This is a genomic window from Streptococcus viridans (assembly GCF_900636365.1).
In the GTDB taxonomy this organism is placed as follows: Bacteria; Bacillota; Bacilli; order Lactobacillales; family Streptococcaceae; genus Streptococcus; species Streptococcus viridans_A.
In genome coordinates this window covers 1,693,096-1,713,459 of the sequence record NZ_LR134266.1, presented here as the reverse complement: position 1 = coordinate 1,713,459, position 20,364 = coordinate 1,693,096, and the positions used below count along the sequence as shown (strand labels likewise).

Below are 20,364 nucleotides of genomic sequence, written 5' to 3'. Positions count from 1 at the left end.
CGTTGATAAGGATATAATGAAAAAGGAGGTTGCCCATGCTTATATTTCCTTTAGTAAATGATACGAGCCGTAAGATCATTCATATCGACATGGATGCCTTTTTTGCGTCCGTTGAAGAGCGCGACCATCCTGAATTGAAGGGAAAGCCTGTCATCATTGGCCATGATCCCCGTTTGTCTGGTGGAAGAGGAGTGGTATCAACCTGCAATTATGAAGCCAGAAAATATGGCGTCCATTCGGCTATGAGTTCCAAAGAAGCCTACGAACGTTGTCCTCAGGCAGTGTTCATCCCTGGCAACTACGAGAAGTACCAGGCTGTCGGTCTCCAAGTCAGAGAAATATTTAAACGCTACACCGATCTAATTGAGCCTATGAGCATCGACGAAGCCTATCTGGATGTGACCAACAATAAGCTTGGTGTTCAGTCTGCTGTCAAAGTAGCCCGCTTGATTCAGCATGATATTTGGAATGAGTTGCATTTGACTGCTTCTGCCGGAGTTTCCTACAATAAGTTTCTTGCAAAAATTGCCAGTGATTACCAGAAGCCTCGAGGACTAACCGTTATTTTACCCGAGCAAGCTCAAGATTTTTTAAGTCAGCTAGATGTAGCTAAGTTTCATGGTGTGGGAAAACGGACAGTGGAGCGGCTTCATGATTTAGGAATTTATACTGGTGCAGATCTCTTAGAAGTGCCGGAAATGACTCTCATCGATCACTTTGGGCGCTTTGGTTTTGATCTTTATCGAAAGGCTCGGGGGATCCATAACAGTCCGGTCAAGAGCAATCGTATTCGCAAGTCCATTGGGAAGGAACGCACCTATCGAAAATTGCTGGTGGCCGAGGATGATGTGCTAAAAGAACTAGCCAACCTATCTGAAAAAGTGGCGAGCAGTTTGGCCAAGCATCAGAAAATTGGTAAGACCTTGGTACTCAAGATTCGTTATGCAGATTTTACGACCTTGACCAAGAGACGCAGTTTAGAGGAAGCAACCAGTGACCCAGCAGTCATTCAGAGAGTGGCTCAGGAGCTTTATCAGAGTTTGGAGACTAATCCCTCAGGTATTCGCCTCTTAGGGGTGACCCTCACTAATTTTTCTTCCGAGTCTCAGGAATCCTATGAAGGATTTCTAATAGAAAAAACCCCGTAAGTTAGTATGCTTACGGGGAATTTTTAACTAGTTTTTGAAGAAGTGTTGAATCTCTTCCTCAGTGAGGCCAATCAAGGGATCAATGCTTAAGTAATTGTCCTCTGTTAATCGATAGCCTTGTTGAGAAGCTTGGGAAGCAGATAAGTCAGAGTGGTTTTCAACTGAGACGAGCTCCTTTTGGGGCTCTGTTGTTTGAGAAGTATTTTTCAGATGAGTGGTGCTGGCTGAGGAAGACTCTCTACCTTGAGGAAGCACATCCGAAAAGCGTTCAATCAGATAGGTTTTTCGTGCGGTTCCGGTATTCTGTGTCGCAAAGTGAAATGCAGTGTATTCTCCCAGAAGGATGAGTTTGCTCTTGGAACGGGTAATGGCTGTGTAGATCAGATTGCGTTGGAGCATCCGTCGACTCTGATTGGTCAAGGGAAGGATGACCACGGGGAATTCACTCCCTTGAGACTTATGGATACTCATGGCATAGGCCAGGCGAATCTTGTACCATTCATTGCGTGGGTAGACCAATTCATTGCCGTCAAACTGGATGGTGAGTTCATCTTGTTTGGATTCGGTATACTTAGCCGGTAAAAGGTCGGTAATGTAGCCAATATCTCCGTTAAAGACATTGCTCTCGGCATCGTTGACTAGGTGGATGACCTTGTCACCATTTCGATACTGGCAATCTAGCGCTTGAAAGAAAAGAGCATCTGTTTCTAATGGATTGAGAAGTTCTTGCATGAGACCATTAATCTGGTCAATGCCAGCAGAACCTCGATACATAGGAGCAAGAACCTGGATGTCCCGGGCCGGGATGCCGTTGCGAAGGGCAGCGCTGGTGATTTTTTCAATCATGGGAGCGATGAGCTCGCTCGGCGCTTCAAAATAGGAACGATCGGGCTTTTTCTCTGTAAAATCAGAAGGCAGTTGGCCTTTGCGAATCTGACTGGCCAAAGTGACGATGGTCGAATCCTCACCTTGACGGAAGATGTGTTCTAGTTTGACTTGAGGGATGCTTGGGATCTGTAGGAGATCGGACAAGACTTGTCCAGGACTCACAGAAGGAAGCTGATCGGCATCTCCAACAATTAAGAGTTTGGTATTGGAGGAGATATTGCTGAGAAGCTGATTGGCTAACCAAGTATCCACCATAGAAAATTCATCGACAATGATAAAATCCGCATCGAGATAATCGTCCAAGTGACTCGTGTCGTCGTCTCCCGTCATTCCTAAGTGACGATGAATGGTGGCGCTCGGAAGACCAGTCAGTTCACTCATTCTTCGCGCTGCTCGACCGGTTGGAGCAGCTAAGAGGATTGGTAATTGAGATTTCTTCCGAAGGTCCAAATGGTGCAGGCGAGCGTAGGTTCCGATAATCCCATTGATAACAGTTGTTTTCCCCGTTCCTGGTCCACCTGTTAGCACGAAGACCTTTTGCTGGATGGCTTCCTGGATAGCCTTCCGTTGGATGGGATCGTAGTGGATATGGAGATCTTCTTCAATGTCATCAATTGTTTGTTCGATTTTTTCTGGTTCGAAAGATTCTTGCTTTCCTTTTTCTAGCAGGCGACCGATATGGCTTCTAATCCCTTCTTCCGCAAAGAAGAGGCTGTTGTTGAAAATCTTAGTGTCAATGTTTTGCACCTTGTCTTCTTCGATGAGACTGGCCAATTCTTGGGCAACGCTAGCTGGATCGAGCTCAACGGGACGGGATGCTTCCAAGAGTTGGATAGTGGCCTGGAGCAATTCTTTGGCTTCAACATAGGTGTCCCCTGTTTCTAAGGAGAGAGTTAACAGACTATGGACTAGCCCGGCTCGGAAGCGTTCAGGTGCATCGCTGGCAATCCCTAATTCTTCTGCTAGTTGGTCGGCAATCTTAAAACCCATTCCTTGAATATCTTCGACCAATTGATAGGGAGCCGATTCGACGATTTGCAAGGTTTCTTCCTTGTAGAAATCTTGGATTTGGAAGGCTAGTTTATTAGGGATACCATAGTTGGCAAGTTGGGCGAGGACCCGTTCTGTACCATAGTTGAGCTGGAGTTTTTCGACAAAGGCCTCGCGATTCTTTTTAGAAAGTCCGGAGATAGAGGCCAGCTTTTCAGGTGCTTGAAGGATTTTATCAATGGTATCCTCACCATAGAGATCCACGATCTTTTGGGCTGTTTTGAGTCCAATTCCTTTAAAATGATCGCTAGAGAAGTATTTCACCAAGCCTTTGCTGGTGGGTTTGGCTCGTTCATAGCGATTCATTTGCAACTGTTGGCCATATTTCGGATGATGGACCAGTTCTCCCCAGAAGGTATAATCTTCTCCTTCAACGATATCTGCCATCGTTCCAGTAACGATAATTTCAAAGTCATCATAGTCCTCTGCATCGGTATCATTGATATCCAACAATAAGATACGGAAAAAACTACTTTGATTTTCAAAAATGACTCGCTCAATGGTTCCTGAGAAATAGTATTCCATGCAGAGTTTCCTTTTTAGTAGTAATCAGAGAGAGTATCTCTCACGAAGATATTGAAAGAGATTGGAACAAGAGTTCCAACCTCATCATGGGTTAATAAGTCTGGAATGGAAGGAGTGGCCAGAGGCGAAGAACGGCTTCTCCTTTGATTTGATCCTTCTTGAAAGCCCCAACCTGGCGGCTATCTTTTGAAACGATTCGATCATCACCAAGGAGTAGATATTCATCATCCAAGAGCTTTTTCGTGAAGGTCGCACTTCCATCTTTATCAACAGTGAAAGCCTCGGCTATCTGTGCCATTTGGCGGAAGAGCTCTCCATTTTCTTCGAACCCTTTTCCAGAATAGGTTGACTGTAATTTATCCTCTTTGAATTTTTGAATGTATTCTTTCAAGTAGGGCTCGTCAGTTTCTTTGCCGTTGATATAGAGGACATCGTTTTTGTACTCGATGGTTTCGCCAGGGAGTCCAATGACCCGTTTAACGATTTCTTTGGTTTTTCCATTTTCTGTTTCACTAGCGACCACGATATCAAAACGGTCGATAGGCAGTTTATTGATAACGAGAAGGTATTCACTGTCTGCCAAGGTTGGATCCATAGAATGGCCATCGACACGGACAGGCGTCCACAGATAAATACGAGAGAGAATAATGCCTCCAATAATGAGGGCAAAGAGCGCCCATTCTTTCAGGAAAGAACGGACTGGATTGTTTGATTTTTTTGAACGTTTCATGCTTTATCTTTCTATCAATTTTTTTGCTTTTTCTGTATTTTTAAAGTGAAGTTTGGCACTGTAGTCAAGGGCTTGAATGCCATAGGCCTGTAATAGTTGAGCAGCAACCTTATCTGAGGGAGTACCAGCTCCACTAGGAAGGGTATAGCCTAGTTCTTGACTCAATTCTTCCAGATTTTGGAGGAAGAGATCGCGAGCGATAATGGAACTCACAGCTACCGCCAGGTATTTTCCTTCGGCCTTTTCTTCTAGGGTGACGACTTGTGAAACCTGATTCGCTTCTGCCTGAACATAGCGATCATAGTTTTTCTTGGTCGTAAAGGCATCGACCACAATTTTTTGAGCTTTTGCTCCTTGTTGCAAGAGCAAAAAAATAGCTTGATTGTGGAGGGCGACCTTGACAGATACCGCATTGTAGCCAGAGGCGATGACCTGATTGTATTTCTTAGGTGTCAGCAGCAAGGCCTGATGTGGGATTTCTTTTTTGAGGATCGGTGCGAGAGCTCGAATTTTTCGATCATCCAGGGTTTTAGAATCCCCAACTCCTAGACTTTTTAAGCGGGCATGTTGCTCCGGGCTGACCAGTGAAGCAACTACGGCAAGCCCTCCAAAGTAAGAGCCGTTTCCAACTTCATCCGTTCCGATTAAGGAGAAGTCTTGTCCGGCAAGTGCTTGGTCTATCGGATCTTGCTGGTAACCGAAAAAAGCAGCATAGCGCGTGGCCTGATTACCTTGCAGGACAACCTTTCCTGATGTGTAAATCGAAATGGTTGCACCAGGAGCCTTAAAAAAATATCGGATATATGGATTTTTTGAAGGCGCCAAATGGTCTTGGTACTGACGAACAAATGCTTGGATGTCCTCATTTTGAGGGGACAATGTGATTGTTTCCATAGCCCTTATTGTATCATAAATGCTCTATGAAAGGCCAGAAAAAGACCAACCGAATTTAGTCTGAAAGGACTTCTTTTAGCCTTGCTTCAATTGCTTGAGGATCGGTTTTTGAAGAGAAGCGGTGGACGACCTGGCCTTGGCGATTGATCAAGAATTTGGCGAAATTCCATTCAATACGGGAGCCCAAGGGACCACTAGCTTGTTCTTTGAGCCATTGGTAAAGGGGACTGGCTTCTTTCCCATTGACTTTTATTTTTGCGAAGCGTGGGAAGCTGGTTTGGTAATGGAGGCTACAAAACTGATTGATTTCTTCAGCATTGCCCGGCGCTTGGCCCATAAATTGATTGCATGGAAAGTCAAGGATTTCGAAACCTTTGTTATGGTAGCGCTCATAGAGCTCTTGCAATCCCTGGTATTGAGGCGTCAGACCACAACCTGTTGCTGTATTGACGATGAGAAGCACTTGCCCTCGATAGGTTTCTAGGGGGATGGTGCTCCCGTCTTGGGCTTCTATAGAGAAATCATAAATATTCATTTTTTTACGTCCTTTCCTACTTTCTCTATTGTATCATGCTTGGGGAGAAAAAAGATAAACCGTGGCCTACTGCCTCCAGTATCTCCTATAGGAAGGGGATTTTTCTACTGACAAGCAGGCTAGATTTTGATATAATATCGTGAGGTGATTTTTTATGTCCAGCTTAAATAGATACAAATTTACTTTCGGTAATAAATCGCTGACTCTCACAACTAATCATGATAATCTCTTCATGGAAGAAGTTGAACGGGTCGCGAAGGAAAAATATGAAGCGATTAAAGAACAAATGCCAGCTGCTGATGATGAGACCCTGGCTATTTTACTAGCAATCAATAGTTTATCAACACAATTGAGTCGTGAGATTGAGTTTGACGATAAGGAAAAAGAATTGGAAGACTTTCGTCGCAAGGCCCTAGATGGCCTGGTCGGTAGATCATCTAATTAAGGGGAGTTGCATGTTTTCAATCCTGATTTTATTCATCCTAGCTTGGAGTTTTTATATTGGGTATTCACGAGGGATTTTGCTTCAAGGATATTATTTTTTCACCATGATTGTGGCCATGTTGGTCGCAGGATCAGGCTATCAGTCCTTGGCAAAAACCATTAGTCTATGGATCCCATTTTCGAGTGCAACACAAGCTTCAAAAACCTATTTTTATGGTGCGGACCAACTCTTTCACTTAGACAAAGTTTTTTACGCTGGTTTGGCTTATTTCATCTTGTTTGTTTTGGTCTATGCGATTGGTCGAGTGATTGGACTCTTTATTCCCTTGATTCCAACACCTGAAAAATGGGAGGAGTTTCCGTTTCAGATTGCCAGTGGTGTTTTAGCTGTCTTGGTGACTTACTTTGTTCTGCAAATGGGATTCACGATTTTATCAACCATCCCCATGGCAGCCATTCAAGATCGGCTCCATGGAAGTTTCCTCATTCGATTTATGGTGCAACATAGCCCCCTTACAGCAGGCCTCTTGAAACAACTTTGGGTTGTAAAAATCTTAGGTGCGTAATCACTTCTCATCATGTGTAAAAGTTCATGAGAGATATTATAGAAAGGAAGGGGAGGCTCAGACCAAAATCAGCCTCCTTTTCTGTTGTGGAGAAACATGAATCAAAAAATTCTCGAAACCTTAGAGTTTCAAAAAGTCAAAAACTTAGTAGAGCCCTATTTACAAACGGAGCAGGGCGAGGTGGAGTTACAGGAATTAGCCCCGCTTGCAAAAAAAGAAGCAATTGAAACTGCCTTTCTTGAGATGGCGGATATGGCTCAGATATTTGTGGAGCATCCGCACTTTAGCGTGCCCACCATCCAAGAAATTCGTCCGGTGACCAAACGTTTAGAATTGGAAACATCGCTCAATATTGATGAATTGTTAGCGGTGAAGAAAGTCTTGCGCGTGACTCATGAATTGCGAAATTTTTATGATGAATTAGAAAATGTCCGCTTGGAAAAACTGGATCGAATTTTTGAAAATCTAGTCGATCTTCCACAGTTGCAGGGAAGTTTACATGCCATTAATGAGGCTGGATTTATCGAAAATTTTGCCAGCGAAACTTTGGCTAAAATCCGTCGACGGATTCAAGAGAATGAACACCAAGTGCGAGATATTCTGCAAGAATTGTTGAAGAGCAAGTCCGAAATGCTGGCTGATCAGGTCGTAGCTAGTCGGAATGGACGAAATGTTTTGCCAGTCAAAAACACCTACCGCAATCGGATTGCCGGTGTAGTTCACGATATTTCTGCTAGTGGGAATACTGTCTATATCGAACCTCGAGCAGTCGTCAATCTCAATGAAGAGATTGCGAACCATCGTGCGGATGAACGCTTCGAGATGCTCCGGATCTTGGAAGAAATTTCAAATCTCCTTCGGCCTCATGCGGGGGAAATTCGGAACAATGCTTGGCTAATCGGTCATATTGACCTCGTTCGTGCCAAACATCGCTTTTTACAGGATCGAAAAGGGACCATTCCAGCCTTGTCAGCTCAAGGGGAGATTCAGCTTCTGCAGGTTCGCCATCCCTTGATCGAGAAGGCTGTTCCCAATGATATCCACTTTGGCAAAGACCTCACAGAGATTGTGATTACAGGACCGAATACGGGTGGGAAGACCATCATGCTGAAGACCCTAGGACTAGCCCAATTAATGGCCCAGTCGGGGTTGCCAATCCTAGCAGATACTGGGAGTAAGGTAGCTGTCTTCACGCAAATCTTCTCTGATATTGGGGATGAGCAGTCGATCGAGCAGAGCCTATCTACCTTCTCCAGTCACATGACCAATATTGTCTCTATTTTGGAGCAGGTCGATGAGGAATCCTTGGTCTTGCTGGATGAGTTGGGAGCTGGAACGGATCCCCAAGAAGGGGCTTCACTAGCGATTGCCATTCTAGAAGATCTCCGCTTACGAGGGATCAAGACTATGGCAACCACCCACTATCCAGAACTTAAGGCCTATGGGATTGAAACCCTTGGTGTTCAAAATGCTAGCATGGAATTTGATACGGACAGCTTGCGTCCGACCTATCGGTTTATGCAGGGGGTACCAGGACGTTCTAATGCCTTTGAGATCGCTCGTCGTCTAGGCTTATCAGAAGTGATCGTTCGTCAAGCGCAGGGGATGACCAATCAAGATCGGGATGTCAACCGCATCATTGAAAAGTTGGAAGCTCAGACCCTAGAAAGTCGCAAACGCCTCGACTCCATCCGAGATGTCGAACAGGAAAACCTAAAATTCAACCGTGTCCTCAAGAAATTGTATAATGAGTTGACCAGGGAGCGGGAGACAGAGCTTAACAAGGCGCGTAAAGAAGCGCAAGAAATTGTAGGTCTGGCTCTAGCAGAAAGCGACCAGATCTTACAAGGTCTCCATGCCAAATCACAACTCAAGCCCCATGAAATTATTGAGGCTAAGTCTCAGTTGAAGAAATTAGCTCCAGAAACGGTCGACCTATCAAAAAACAAGGTCTTGAAACAGGCCAAGAAAGCCCGAGCTCCAAAAGTAGGAGACGAGATCTTGGTCATCAGCTATGGGCAAAGAGGAAGTCTTACTAAGCAGCTCAAGGATGGTCGTTGGGAAGCCCAAGTGGGACTAATCAAGATGACCTTGGAAGAAAAAGAATTTAATCTTCTAAAAGCTGAAAAAGATGCTTCCCAACCGAAAAAGCGCCAGGTTCACGTGGTCAAACGCTCCAACGTCAACGGGCCTCGGGCTCGCTTGGACCTTCGTGGTAAACGGTATGAGGAAGCCATGGAAGAATTAGACAGCTTTATCGACCAAGCTCTTCTCAACAATATGGCCCAAGTCGATATCATCCACGGCATTGGAACAGGGGTCATCCGGGAAGGGGTCACTAAGTACCTTCGTCGCAATAAGCATGTCAAAAGCTTTGAATACGCTCCTCAAAATGCAGGAGGAAGCGGAGCAACAATTGTTACCTTTAAATAAGCAAAGAGTCAGTCGTGCCTTTTAATCAGGCACGCTTTTTGCTATAATACAGTCAGTTTAAACGGAAAGAAGGAAAGTTTATGACCCCTAATCGTTCGTCCGATTCTTGCACCACCATACTCGTCGGAAAAGGTGCTAGCTATGATGGTTCAACCATTGTAGCTCGCACGGAAGACTCTCAAAACGGAGTGTTTACCCCTAAGAAATTTATCGTTGTTCAGCCAGAGGATCAACCCCGTCATTATCGTTCAGTCCTATCTCCTTTTGAGATAGATCTGCCTGATAACCCTGTTCGTTACACAGCTGTTCCAGATGCTATTCCTAAGGATGGTATCTGGGGAGAAGCGGGTATCAATCACTATAATGTGGCTATGAGTGAAACAGAAACCATTACGACCAATAGCCGGGTCTTGGGTGCGGATCCTCTGGTGGAAAGTGGCATTGGGGAGGAAGACATGCTGACCTTGGTCCTTCCTTATGTTCAGACTGCTCGTGAAGGAGTGCTTCGCTTGGGGAAACTCCTAGAGGAATACGGCACCTATGAGTCTAATGGGGTGGCTATCAGCGATGTCAATGAAATCTGGTGGTTGGAAACCATCGGAGGTCATCACTGGATGGCCCGCCGTGTACCTGACGATGCCTATGTGACCAATCCCAATCAATTGGGAAGTGATCGCTTTGAGTTTGATCGCCCGGAAGAATTCTTATGTGACCCAGACTTGAACGATTTTGTGAAACGGCATCACTTGGCCTTAGATTTTGACGGTTCCTCCTTTAACCCTCGTTATGCTTTTGGGAGCCAACGAGACAAGGACCGCCATTACAACACACCACGTGCTTGGGATATTCAACGGTTCCTCAACCCAGAAGTGGAGCAAGATCCTCGTTCCTTCTTCCTTCCTTGGTGTCAAAAACCCTATCGCAAGATTACGATTGAAGATGTCAAATATGTCCTCAGCAGTCACTACCAGGATTCAGTTTATGATCCCTATGGCTCAGAAGGGGAAAGTCATAGTCGTCGGACCTTCCGTACCATTGGTATTAACCGAACTAGCCAGACGGCCATTCTCCAATTGCGGCCAAATCGTCCTCAAGAAACAACCGGGATTCAATGGCTTTGCTATGGGTCTATGCCCTTCAATACAGCTGTTCCTTTCTTTACCCAGGTAGATAAAACACCAGATTATTTTGCCAACACGACAGAAAAAGTGACGACGGATTCCTTCTATTGGACCAATCGGATTATTGCTGGTCTGGCAGATGCTCATTATAGTCATCATGTTGGAGATTTAGAAGATTACCAAGAAAGAACTATGGCCCTTGGGCATGCCCGGATTGGACGAGTGGATCAAGGCTTGGCAGCAGGACAAAATGTTGACTTCGAAAGAGAAAATCAGGAAATGAGTGATCAGATTCAAGAAGCGACGGATCGCTTATTGGACAAGATCTTGTTGGATGCTAGCAACCTGATGACCAACCATTTCTCTTTGAGTGACTAGTTAGGTGAAACAAGCGTGTTTTTATGATAATTTCTGAAAATATTGACCTGTTTTTCAAATTGTGCTAAAATGGAAAAAATTGAACATCATACCGGATGAAGTTTTTCAGAAGTAGGGCCTTCCTATGACTGTGAAATGGACGGAACTCTGGAGAGACCGTAAAGGCACCGAAGGGGCAAGGTAGAGCATTCTACTCAAACTCTCAGGTAAAAGGACAGAGCAAAAGATAGAAGCCTTTTTGGTTTTTATTTGGAGCACTAGAGTACATGTTTGACATGTACTCTTTCTTTTTCTCTTTGGATAATTGGTTGGTTGATGTGTAGGAAGTGGATGACTATCCCTTCCTAAAGATAGACAAATGATAAAAGGAGAAATAGATAAGGATGACAAATTGGCTGGCATTTTTTAAACAAGTAGATAATGTGGTCTGGGGAACTCCCCTCTTGATTCTCTTGGTAGGGACTGGGATTTACCTGAGTGTCCGCTTGGGCTTGTTGCAAGTTTTTCGTTTACCCCAAGCTTTTCGGCTCATTTTTACAGAAGATCAAGGAGAAGGGGATATCTCTAGCTTCGGTGCCTTGGCAACAGCCTTGGCAGCGACAGTTGGGACAGGAAATATTGTCGGAGTAGCGACAGCTATTCAGACAGGAGGTCCAGGTGCCCTCTTTTGGATGTGGATGGCGGCCTTCTTTGGGATGGCGACCAAGTATGCAGAAGGTTTGTTGGCCATTCGCTACCGGACCAAGGATGACAATGGTCATATTTCAGGAGGACCGATGTACTATATCCTCCATGGGATGGGTGAAAAGTGGCGTCCCCTTGCCATCTTCTTTGCCTTGGCAGGTGTTTTGGTGGCTCTCTTTGGGATTGGAACCATGACCCAGGTGAATGCCATTACTGGCGCTTTGAAGACTAGTTTTCAACTTTCCCCTCAAGTGGCTAGTCTAGTCATTGCAGGAATTGTTTCGGCTGTTATTTTTGGCGGGATTCATTGGATCTCCAAGGTTTCTGAAAAGGTGGTTCCTTTTATGGCTGCGGCTTATATCTTTGCGACAGTTTACATCCTTGTCTTGAATATGGACCAGCTACCGACCGTTCTATCTCAAGTTTTCCAAGATGCTTTTACGGGAACCGCGGCCATTGGTGGTTTTTCTGGAGCCTTGGTGAAAGAGGCTATTCAAAAAGGAGTGGCGCGTGGAGTATTCTCCAATGAATCAGGACTGGGATCCGCGCCGATTGCAGCAGCGGCAGCAAAAACGGAAGAGCCGGTGGAGCAAGGTTTGATTTCTATGACCGGGACCTTCATCGATACCATTATTATTTGTAGCCTAACTGGTCTAGCTATTTTAGTGTCTGGCCAGTGGACAACAGTGGGGGAAGGTGGGAGTGATTTGACCCAGCAGGTCTTTATCTCGACCTTCGGCCATATCGGTGGGATCATTCTGACCCTTTGTTTGGTCTTGTTTGCGACGACGACCATTTTGGGTTGGTCTTACTATGGTGAACGTTGTGTCGAATTTCTAGCAGGTGTTAAACTGATTCCCTATTACCGCCTTCTGTTTATCTTGATGGTGGGCTTGGGAGGCTTTCTTCAGTTGGAGTTGGTATGGGTCATTGCTGATATTGTAAATGGACTGATGGCCTTGCCGAACCTCGTCGCCTTGTTAGCCTTATCACCTGTGATTATAAAGGAAAGCAAACGGTATTTTAAGAAAAAGAAATGAGGCTGGGACAAAAGCCCTAGCCTCTCAATTGTCTTTGGATTATCGAGCAAGACGCAGTGGTTGAGTGGGCTCTACTACGCTGATTTCATCAGCTTTTACAGCCCTACTCAACTGTGCGGAGGTGGGACGACGAAATCGAATTCTAACGAATTACCGATTTCTGTCCCACTCTCTTCTGACTTAATAGCGTTTTTCTTTGGGCCAATCTTTCATTTCAGAAATAGCTGTAAAGAGGACATCTGTTGATGAGTTGAGGGCTGTTTCACAAGAATCTTGGATGACACCAATAATGAAGCCCACGCTGACTACTTGCATAGCAATATCATTGTCGATACCAAAGAGGCTACAGGCGACAGGAATCAAGAGAAGGGAACCACCGGCTACTCCAGAAGCCCCACAGGCTGAAACAGCTGCAACAATACTGAGGATCAGGGCAGTCCCAAAGTCAACTTGGATACCTAAGGTATTGACAGCAGCCAGGGTCAAGGTATTAATGGTAACGGCAGCTCCAGCCATATTAATAGTAGATCCCAGAGGAATAGAAACTGAGTAAGTATCAGGGTTGAGACCTAGCTCCTTACAAAGTTTCATATTGACAGGGATGTTAGCAGCAGAGCTTCTAGTAAAGAAGGCAGTCAATCCACTGACTCGTAGACATTTGAAGACTAGAGGATAAGGATTTTTGCGAATCATGATGTAGACAAAAATTGGGTTGATGACTAGAGCAACGAAGAGCATGGTGCCAACCAAGAGAAGTAAGAGGAGCCCATAGCTCTTGAGTCCATCAAAGCCTTGTCCTGCAATCGTTGTATAGACCAAGCCTAGAATTCCAAATGGAGCTAGGTTAATAATCCATTCGACAATCTTGGAAGTAATATCTGCTAGGGTTTGAAGGAGGTCCTTACTGTGCTCGCTAGCTTCTCTCATGGCAACACCAAAGACTACGGCCCAGGATAAAATCCCGATATAATTAGCCTGGATAAGGGCATTGAGGGGATTGTCCACGATTTTTAAAAGAAGGTTGCTGATAACTTCCCCTAGTCCATCGGGAGAAGTTCCTTCAGCACTAGTTCCCGTTAAAGAAATGGTAATAGGAAAGAGATAGTTCACCAGGACTGCTACCAAGGCTGCCGCAAAAGTTCCCAGGAGGTAGAGGACAATGACTGATTTCATATTGGTTTGGGTTCCCTTTTGGTGCTGGGAGAGGGCGTTAGCGACAAGGGCGAAGACTAGAAGAGGAGCAATTGCCCGCAAGCCTCCTACAAAGATTTCCCCTAATAGACCAATTGCAGATGCTTGAGGAAGCAGCATAGCTAAGAGAGCTCCAACGAAGATTCCGATTGCAATCCGCTTCATCAGGTTGGTTTTATTCCAAGTTTGAATGAATCGTTTGACCATAAGGACCTCCTTTATTGAAAGTTTACCGTCCATTATACGATAGTTAAGTTTTAAAATCAAGGTGAGCATAAGAGGAGGTTAGTGGTTCTATAGCCTAAAATCTGATATAATCAAACCATTAGAAAAAGAAGAAGGAGATTGATAGAAGGTATGAAGAATATTTTTTCCCGCTATGTCAGTCAGTTTGATTGGACCAAAATCATGGATGAGTTGGTTTCGAAATTGATTTCCTTAGCTATTTTATTTATTTTATTTTTGCTTGCCAAAAAACTACTTCGTAGCATGGTGAAACGCATCTTGAAGCCTTCTCTGAATTATGTAGGTCAAGACGAAGCGCGTAGGAATACTATTTTAAGGCTGGTAGAGAGTCTGTTGAATTACTGTCTCTATTTTATCCTGATTTACTGGATTCTTTCCATCCTCGGCTTGCCAGTCTCAAGTCTTTTGGCGGGTGCTGGAATTGCAGGAGTTGCCATTGGTATGGGAGCTCAAGGCTTCTTATCGGATTTGGTCAATGGCTTCTTTATTCTTCTTGAGCGCCAATTGGATGTTGGAGATACGGTGCGAGTGACCAATGGTCCGATTACCATCGCAGGGACAGTGTCGAGTGTCGGCATTCGGACGACCCAGGTGCGAGATGCAGATGGGACCTTGCATTTTATCCCTAATCGCAATATTATGGTTGTTAGCAATCTCTCGCGGGGCAACCAGCGCGTTTTAATTGATATGCCGATTTCTGCTCAAACTGATCTCGATAAGATTTATCAGATCTTCCAGCAAGTCAACGATGAACAAACACAGAAACATCCAGAAATCTTAGATGGTCCAACAATTTTAGGGCCACAAATTGAAAAATCAACGGGTCGCTATTCCTTCCGTGTGGCCATGATGGTCCAATCGGGGAGCCAAGTGGCCATCTACCATCTTTACTATAAACTCTATCATGATGCCCTCTTACAAAATGGCATCGAGATTCCAACCACTTTCTCTGTCACACCTTAATAAAAAAAGACCCATGGGTCTTTTTTCTTATTCTAAAATGAGCATACCATCTTTGACAGCGAAAGGATCCTTCGGATTGATCCGATCGTAGAACATAACGCCATTGATGTGGTCGATTTCGTGTTGGACCACAATGGAGTTGTAACCTTTGAGTTTGATACGGTGCTTTTCTCCGGTCTTGTCATAGTAGTCTACCGTTACACGCGCGTGGCGAACCACATAACCAGGAACGTTGCGGTCTACAGAGAGACACCCTTCGCCATCTCCTAGAGCCGCATCTTGGACTGAGTGGGAGACAATTTTAGGATTGTACATGACTTCTTGGATGGAGTAGGCTTCTTTTGGAGGATTTCCTTCTTCGTCCTCTGGATTTGGGACGAGAACGGCAATGATGCGCTTAGAAATGTCCAACTGAGGGGCAGCGAGTCCAACTCCACCTCGAAGGCCTAATTTTTCTGCCATGACAGGATCCTGCGAATGGTGCAAGAACTGCATCATCTTTTCCCCTAGGATGATGTCTTGATCTGACAGTGGGAAAGTGACCTCTTCAGCGATAGCACGTAAAGTTGGGTGGCCTTCGCGGATAATATCATTCATATCAATTAGATGGGCAGCTTTTGTAATAGTTTCGATTGCAGACATGTTCTCATTCACTCCTTTTTTCTAGAAACCATCATATCATAATTCCTTTTAGAATGAAAGTTTGCCAATTGATTGAGGGGTGCTAATGGACCAGACGGACTGTAAACTAGAAAAGGAAAGAATCCTAGTCCGGTTCATGGTATAATGATAAGAAGAATGAAGGAGGCAAGCATGCGTCTAGATAAATATTTAGTGGACTGTGGAGTGGGAAGTCGGACAGAAGTCAAGCAAGTCCTCAAGCAAAAAAAGATTCAGGTCAATGGAAAGGTAGAAACCTCTGCCAAGGTCCATATTGATCCAGATAAGGATCAAGTGACCTATCTGGGAGAAAGTTTATTCCATGAAGAGTTTGTTTACTATCTGCTCAATAAACCCAAAGGGGTCATTTCAGCAACGGAAGATGACCGCCATCAAACAGTCTTAGATTTGCTAGATGACACGGCCAGACACAAGGAAGTCTTTCCTGTCGGACGGCTAGATATCGATACCCATGGCTTACTCCTCTTGACCAATAATGGTAAGTTGGCTCATGCCATGCTATCGCCTAAGAAACATGTGGACAAGGTCTACCGTGCCCAAGTAGCTGGCATCATGACCCAGGAAGATGTCGTCCGCTTCAAAGAAGGAATAGAATTGAAGGATTTCACCACCCTGCCAGCTGAGTTGGAAATGTTGGAAGTTGATCGAGAAACCGATAGTTGCTTGGTTCAGATTCGCATCGCTGAAGGCAAATTCCACCAGGTCAAGCGCATGGTCGCAGCTTGTGGCAAAGAAGTCACCGATCTAGAGCGGATTTCCATGGGGCCATTGAGCTTGGATTCTAGTCTCGAATTGGGGCAGTGGCGTAGGCTCCAATCCTCTGAATTGGCTTCTTTAGAGGTCTTTGGAATTCCATTATAAACAAACGGAAAGCTAGCAACCTGAGGAAACAGGAGGCTAGTTTTTATTTGTGTCAAAAAAATGTATGTTACGGACAAAAAATATATAAAATTGCTTGTACTATCAAAGCAAATCAACTATAATGAGAAAAGATAGGTTTTGTAAAAATCTGTAATAGGTAATGGTCTTCATTCCTGACTGGACTTATCTAGTAAACGTAAAAAAGGAGAAAAATCGTTTATGAAAAAGTGGCTCTATGCTGTTGTGACAACAGTTGCCTTGTTTTTATTAGCAACTTTAGGATTTGCTAAACCCAATGAGCTTACTAAAGTACATGCCGATACGATCAATGATGTTGTAAGCTCAGTGAACATCTCTAAATCGACTGGCGGTGACTTAACAGAACCACTCGGTGTTTGGGAAAGTTTTAATGTTGAAGCAAACTTTGTTTTACCGAACGGTCGTGTAAAAGCAGGCGATCAGACAGTTATCCAACTTGGAGATGGTTTTAAGGTTTTTGAAACAGATACCATAGACCTATTGGATCCAAGTGGTCAAAAAGTTGCAACTGCGACAGTAGATGATCAACGAAAAATCATCACGGTGACCTATACAGACTATCCTGAAAAAATGGCCAATGTAACAGGGAAATTGCGTTTCTTTGCTCGTGTGGACCACTCCGTGATTAAGGGAAATACAACACTTGATTTTACACTTTCAGTTGATAAAACAGTCATTTCAGGTGGAAAGGTTGAATATAAAGGAGTCAATCCAGGTGAGTATCCTCCAACTCCAGAGGTCTTTAGCAAATGGGGCTGGACCAACTCAGGCGATAAATTGAAATTGACTTATACCTTGAACATCAACCAAGGTCACACTGCCCTCCATAATATTGATATTAAGGACCAATTGGCCTTTACAGATGGAAAAATCAAGGTAGATTCTGTTAACATTCATACAGGAACTTGGAAAATCAGTGACGAAGATGGTGCCTATCATTTACGGGATACCACAAATGTGACCAAGAATTATTCTCCGGTTGTCAGTGAGGACGGTCGTTCACTAACCGTTCATATCGGGGATCTAGCTCCTGAGCAAGGGATGACCATTCGTTATGATGTGTATTTGGATAAGGTTCCAGCCATCAACACAGAATATAAAAACAATGCAACGATGACTGCCACAGAAGTCAAAGAGCAACATAAAGAAGCAGATATTCTATATCAATTCCTTGAAGGAGACTTCAATGGTGAGAAATATTCATTCACCATTCATAAAAAAGGAGAAAATGGTCAAGCTCTTGCAGGTGCTGTCTTTACTGTGACAGCAGATGAAACTGGTGAGCAAGTCGGATCGTTCACCACAGATGAGAACGGTACAGGAACCATTACTGGTTTGACCAAGCGTGCTTATACTATTCAAGAGACTCAAGCTCCAAAAGGGTATGTGATTTCTCAAGAGCCTATCAAACTCAGTCTGGAAGATTTTGGAAATGAGATTGCAATTTCCCGTGATGTCATTAACCAAAAAGAAAAAACTAGCGTTTCTGGTCAAAAAACCTGGAATGACGAGGACAACAAAGATGGAAAACGCCCATCAGCCATCACCGTTAATCTCTTAGCAAATGGTGTCAAAGTAGCTTCTAAAGAAGTGAAGCCAGATGCAGAAGGAAATTGGCTCTATCAGTTTGACAATCTTGATGTTGTTGACGATGCTGGTAATCTCATTGCCTACACAGTTTCAGAAGAACCAGTTGCAGGATATGAAGCAGCTGTTGAAGGAACGAATATTATTAATAGCCGTACACCAGAAGTGACAGAAGTAGTTGTCAAGAAAGTCTGGGATGATAAGGAAAATAAAGATGGCCTTCGACCAGAGAAGGTAACAGTCCGTCTGCTTGCAGATGGTCAAGAAGTGGCCGTAAAAGAAATCACTGCTACTGACAATTGGCAGACAAGCTTTACGGAACTACCAGTATACAAGGAAGGCAAGAAGATTGCCTACACGATTACAGAGGATCCAGTAGCGGGGTATACCGCTACTATCGATGGTTTCACGGTAACCAACCGTCATACACCACCGACAACCCCACCAGGTACGCCTCCAACTCCACCGTCTACGACTACACCGCCACCACCATCAACAACACCATCTACGACTCCATCGACAACCACACCAAGCACATCAGAGAAACCAGAAACTCCAACCACACCAACAGAAGGAAAGAGAAAAATTCTTCCATCAACTGGTGAAGCTACTTCTTATGGCTTGTTCGGAGCAAGTGCTCTGTTAGCTCTTGTTGGTGCAGCGATGCTGTTGAGTAGTAAGAGGAAAGCTGACTAACAACTACAATGGAAATAAATTGAGAGTGGGACAGAAATCGGTAATTCGTTAGAATTCGATTTCGTCGTCCCACCTCCGCACAGTTGAGTAGGGCTGTAAAAGCTGATGAAATCAGCGTAGTAGAGCCCACTCAACCACTGCGTCTTGCTCGATAATCCAAAGACAATTGAGAGGCTAGGGCTTTTGTCCCAGCTTCTTTTTTCTGTTTAAGGACTTCTAGAATACATGATTCAAAAGATTCATATTAATGTCTTTTTAAGGGAGCATAAGTGTTTGACAGAAAGATGAAATCTTGGTAGAATGAATAGGTCGAATAGACAACTAACTCTTTCTTGGTAGCAGGCTATGCCAGACCTGCCTCTCGGATAGAGCATAAAGAAAAGGAGCTTATCATGGCAATCTCAAAAGAGAAAAAAAATGAAATCATTGCACAATACGCACGTCACGAAGGTGACACTGGTTCAGTAGAAGTACAAGTTGCTGTCCTTACTTGGGAAATCAACCACTTGAACGACCACATCAAACAACACAAAAAAGACCACGCAACTTACCGTGGTTTGATGAAGAAAATCGGTCGCCGTCGTAACTTGTTGGCTTACCTTCGTAAGAACGACGTTAACCGTTACCGTGAGTTAATCAACTCTCTTGGACTTCGTCGTTAATTCAAGATACAAAGGCCGTCGAAAGCACAAAGCAAAAATAGGAAAATTGACGAAGAAATCTCGGTTTCTAGGAAATTTTATCTTTTTTGCCAAGTGCTTAGGCCGTGTTCGATTGAATACAAAAAAGAAAAGTTACTCTATTGTAGAGTAGCTTTTCTTTTTTACTAGAATTTCAGTACAATCTTCGGCTCGGCGCCTTGTCTAGAAACGTTTTATCCAGCAAGAATGGAGCCCTCTGAATTCAGAGGGCTTTTTGGTTATCTTTTTTCGGACAAGATTCATGATTCTGAGTAAGTCGTTTTATTTGACAGATGTAATTAACAGAGTTACAATAGACACATCTTAAGAAATAGAGGTTATCGATATGATTGATATTACATATCTAGATGGTGCAAAACAAGAAAGAGTCATGCATTTTGATTCCTATGAAGAATTTGAACGCTCCCAACAGACCTGCTTGATCGGTGTAGCGGATTACTATCCCGTACAAAAATTGACCTATAATGGGCACGAACTCGAATACCATGGAACTTACGGAGATGTCTTCTTCTATTTGATGAAGCAAGACCTGGAACAATACAAAAACTAAAGGAGAAAAACAATGGCAAAAGCAATTACAGACGCAACATTTGAAGCAGAAACGAAAGAAGGATTGGTCTTGGTAGACTTCTGGGCGACCTGGTGTGGTCCATGTCGTATGCAAGGTCCAATCTTGGACAAATTGTCTGAAGAACTTTCAGAAGATGTCTTGAAAATTGTTAAAATGGACGTTGACGAAAATCCAAATACAGCGCGTGCTTTCGGTATTATGTCTATCCCTACTCTTCTTTTCAAAAAAGATGGACAAGTGGTTAAACAGGTTGCTGGTGTTCACACTGCAGAACAAATCAAGGCTATTGTGGCTGAATTGAGTTAATATCCTAAGCACTTCCATTGGTAAAATAGGAGTGCTTTTTTATATCCAAAGAAAGAGCCCTGTCCTTTTATATGAGGAGCAAGGCT

General features: G+C 44.0%; 18 protein-coding genes and 1 riboswitch. Of the genes, 12 read left to right on the top strand and 6 right to left on the bottom strand.

The annotated features are described in order from the left end of the window. Positions 1-35: 35 nt before the first annotated feature. A complete protein-coding gene (gene dinB, locus EL081_RS08775) occupies positions 36-1,148 on the top strand; it encodes a DNA polymerase IV (protein WP_126404854.1) in 1,113 nt (370 codons plus the stop codon). A gap of 27 nt (positions 1,149-1,175) precedes the next feature. Here dinB and recD2 read toward each other — a convergent pair whose 3' ends face one another. The 4 genes from recD2 to EL081_RS08755 all read right to left on the bottom strand — a co-directional run bounded on the left by recD2 (position 1,176) and on the right by EL081_RS08755 (position 5,770). Next, complete coding sequence (gene recD2 / locus EL081_RS08770; protein WP_126404853.1) at positions 1,176-3,611, bottom strand: SF1B family DNA helicase RecD2; 2,436 nt, start codon at positions 3,609-3,611, stop codon at positions 1,176-1,178. A gap of 91 nt (positions 3,612-3,702) precedes the next feature. Beyond that, positions 3,703-4,341 (bottom strand): signal peptidase I, encoded by a 639-nt coding sequence (gene lepB / locus EL081_RS08765; protein WP_126404852.1) that lies wholly within the window; start codon positions 4,339-4,341, stop codon positions 3,703-3,705. A 3-nt stretch (positions 4,342-4,344) separates the two neighbouring features. Further along, entirely contained in the window at positions 4,345-5,235 is an 891-nt protein-coding gene (gene rnhC, locus EL081_RS08760) for a ribonuclease HIII (protein WP_126404851.1), read from the bottom strand. Between the two features lie 55 nt (positions 5,236-5,290). Then, positions 5,291-5,770 carry a glutathione peroxidase gene (locus tag EL081_RS08755; RefSeq protein WP_126404850.1) on the bottom strand — a complete coding sequence of 160 codons (480 nt, stop codon included), beginning with the start codon at positions 5,768-5,770 and terminating at the stop codon, positions 5,291-5,293. Between the two features lie 154 nt (positions 5,771-5,924). Between EL081_RS08755 and zapA the strand changes: the two genes are divergently transcribed. The 5 genes from zapA (at position 5,925) to EL081_RS08730 (ending at position 12,436) form a co-directional block, all read left to right on the top strand. Next, entirely contained in the window at positions 5,925-6,215 is a 291-nt protein-coding gene (gene zapA, locus EL081_RS08750; RefSeq protein ID WP_023024429.1) for a cell division protein ZapA, read from the top strand. A 10-nt stretch (positions 6,216-6,225) separates the two neighbouring features. Further along, positions 6,226-6,780: a CvpA family protein gene (locus tag EL081_RS08745; RefSeq protein ID WP_126404849.1), complete on the top strand. Its 555-nt coding sequence runs from the start codon at positions 6,226-6,228 to the stop codon at positions 6,778-6,780. A gap of 96 nt (positions 6,781-6,876) precedes the next feature. Continuing rightward, on the top strand, positions 6,877-9,213 hold the full coding sequence (locus EL081_RS08740; protein WP_126404848.1) for an endonuclease MutS2: 2,337 nt from the start codon (positions 6,877-6,879) through the stop codon (positions 9,211-9,213). An 80-nt stretch (positions 9,214-9,293) separates the two neighbouring features. Next, entirely contained in the window at positions 9,294-10,712 is a 1,419-nt protein-coding gene (locus EL081_RS08735; RefSeq protein WP_126404847.1) for a C69 family dipeptidase, read from the top strand. Positions 10,713-10,849: 137 nt separating this feature from the next. Beyond that, positions 10,850-10,940, top strand: a riboswitch (glycine riboswitch). Positions 10,941-11,095: 155 nt separating this feature from the next. Further along, positions 11,096-12,436 carry an alanine/glycine:cation symporter family protein gene (locus EL081_RS08730; RefSeq protein ID WP_126404846.1) on the top strand — a complete coding sequence of 447 codons (1,341 nt, stop codon included), beginning with the start codon at positions 11,096-11,098 and terminating at the stop codon, positions 12,434-12,436. A gap of 180 nt (positions 12,437-12,616) precedes the next feature. On the opposite strand, the gene sstT is transcribed toward EL081_RS08730, so the two are convergent. Then, entirely contained in the window at positions 12,617-13,834 is a 1,218-nt protein-coding gene (gene sstT, locus EL081_RS08720; RefSeq protein ID WP_126404844.1) for a serine/threonine transporter SstT, read from the bottom strand. 150 nt (positions 13,835-13,984) lie between these two features. Between sstT and EL081_RS08715 the strand changes: the two genes are divergently transcribed. Continuing rightward, entirely contained in the window at positions 13,985-14,836 is an 852-nt protein-coding gene (locus tag EL081_RS08715; RefSeq protein ID WP_126404843.1) for a mechanosensitive ion channel family protein, read from the top strand. Between the two features lie 27 nt (positions 14,837-14,863). Here the strand turns inward: EL081_RS08715 and def are convergent, their stop codons facing one another. Further along, on the bottom strand, positions 14,864-15,478 hold the full coding sequence (gene def / locus EL081_RS08710) for a peptide deformylase (RefSeq protein ID WP_048688441.1): 615 nt from the start codon (positions 15,476-15,478) through the stop codon (positions 14,864-14,866). Positions 15,479-15,649: 171 nt separating this feature from the next. Here def and EL081_RS08705 point away from each other — a divergent pair, with 171 nt between their 5' ends. From EL081_RS08705 to trxA, 5 genes are all read left to right on the top strand, one after another. Further along, entirely contained in the window at positions 15,650-16,378 is a 729-nt protein-coding gene (locus EL081_RS08705; protein WP_126404842.1) for a pseudouridine synthase, read from the top strand. A 219-nt stretch (positions 16,379-16,597) separates the two neighbouring features. Further along, the gene (locus tag EL081_RS08700) at positions 16,598-18,700 is read left to right on the top strand and encodes a Cna B-type domain-containing protein (protein WP_126404841.1); all 2,103 of its coding nucleotides are present in this window, start codon (positions 16,598-16,600) and stop codon (positions 18,698-18,700) included. Positions 18,701-19,092: 392 nt separating this feature from the next. Continuing rightward, positions 19,093-19,362 (top strand): 30S ribosomal protein S15, encoded by a 270-nt coding sequence (rpsO, locus tag EL081_RS08690; protein ID WP_004193424.1) that lies wholly within the window; start codon positions 19,093-19,095, stop codon positions 19,360-19,362. Positions 19,363-19,726: 364 nt separating this feature from the next. Beyond that, positions 19,727-19,951 carry a DUF4649 family protein gene (locus EL081_RS08685; RefSeq protein ID WP_126404840.1) on the top strand — a complete coding sequence of 75 codons (225 nt, stop codon included), beginning with the start codon at positions 19,727-19,729 and terminating at the stop codon, positions 19,949-19,951. 12 nt (positions 19,952-19,963) lie between these two features. Continuing rightward, on the top strand, positions 19,964-20,278 hold the full coding sequence (gene trxA, locus EL081_RS08680) for a thioredoxin (RefSeq protein WP_006595584.1): 315 nt from the start codon (positions 19,964-19,966) through the stop codon (positions 20,276-20,278). Positions 20,279-20,364 lie beyond the last annotated feature (86 nt).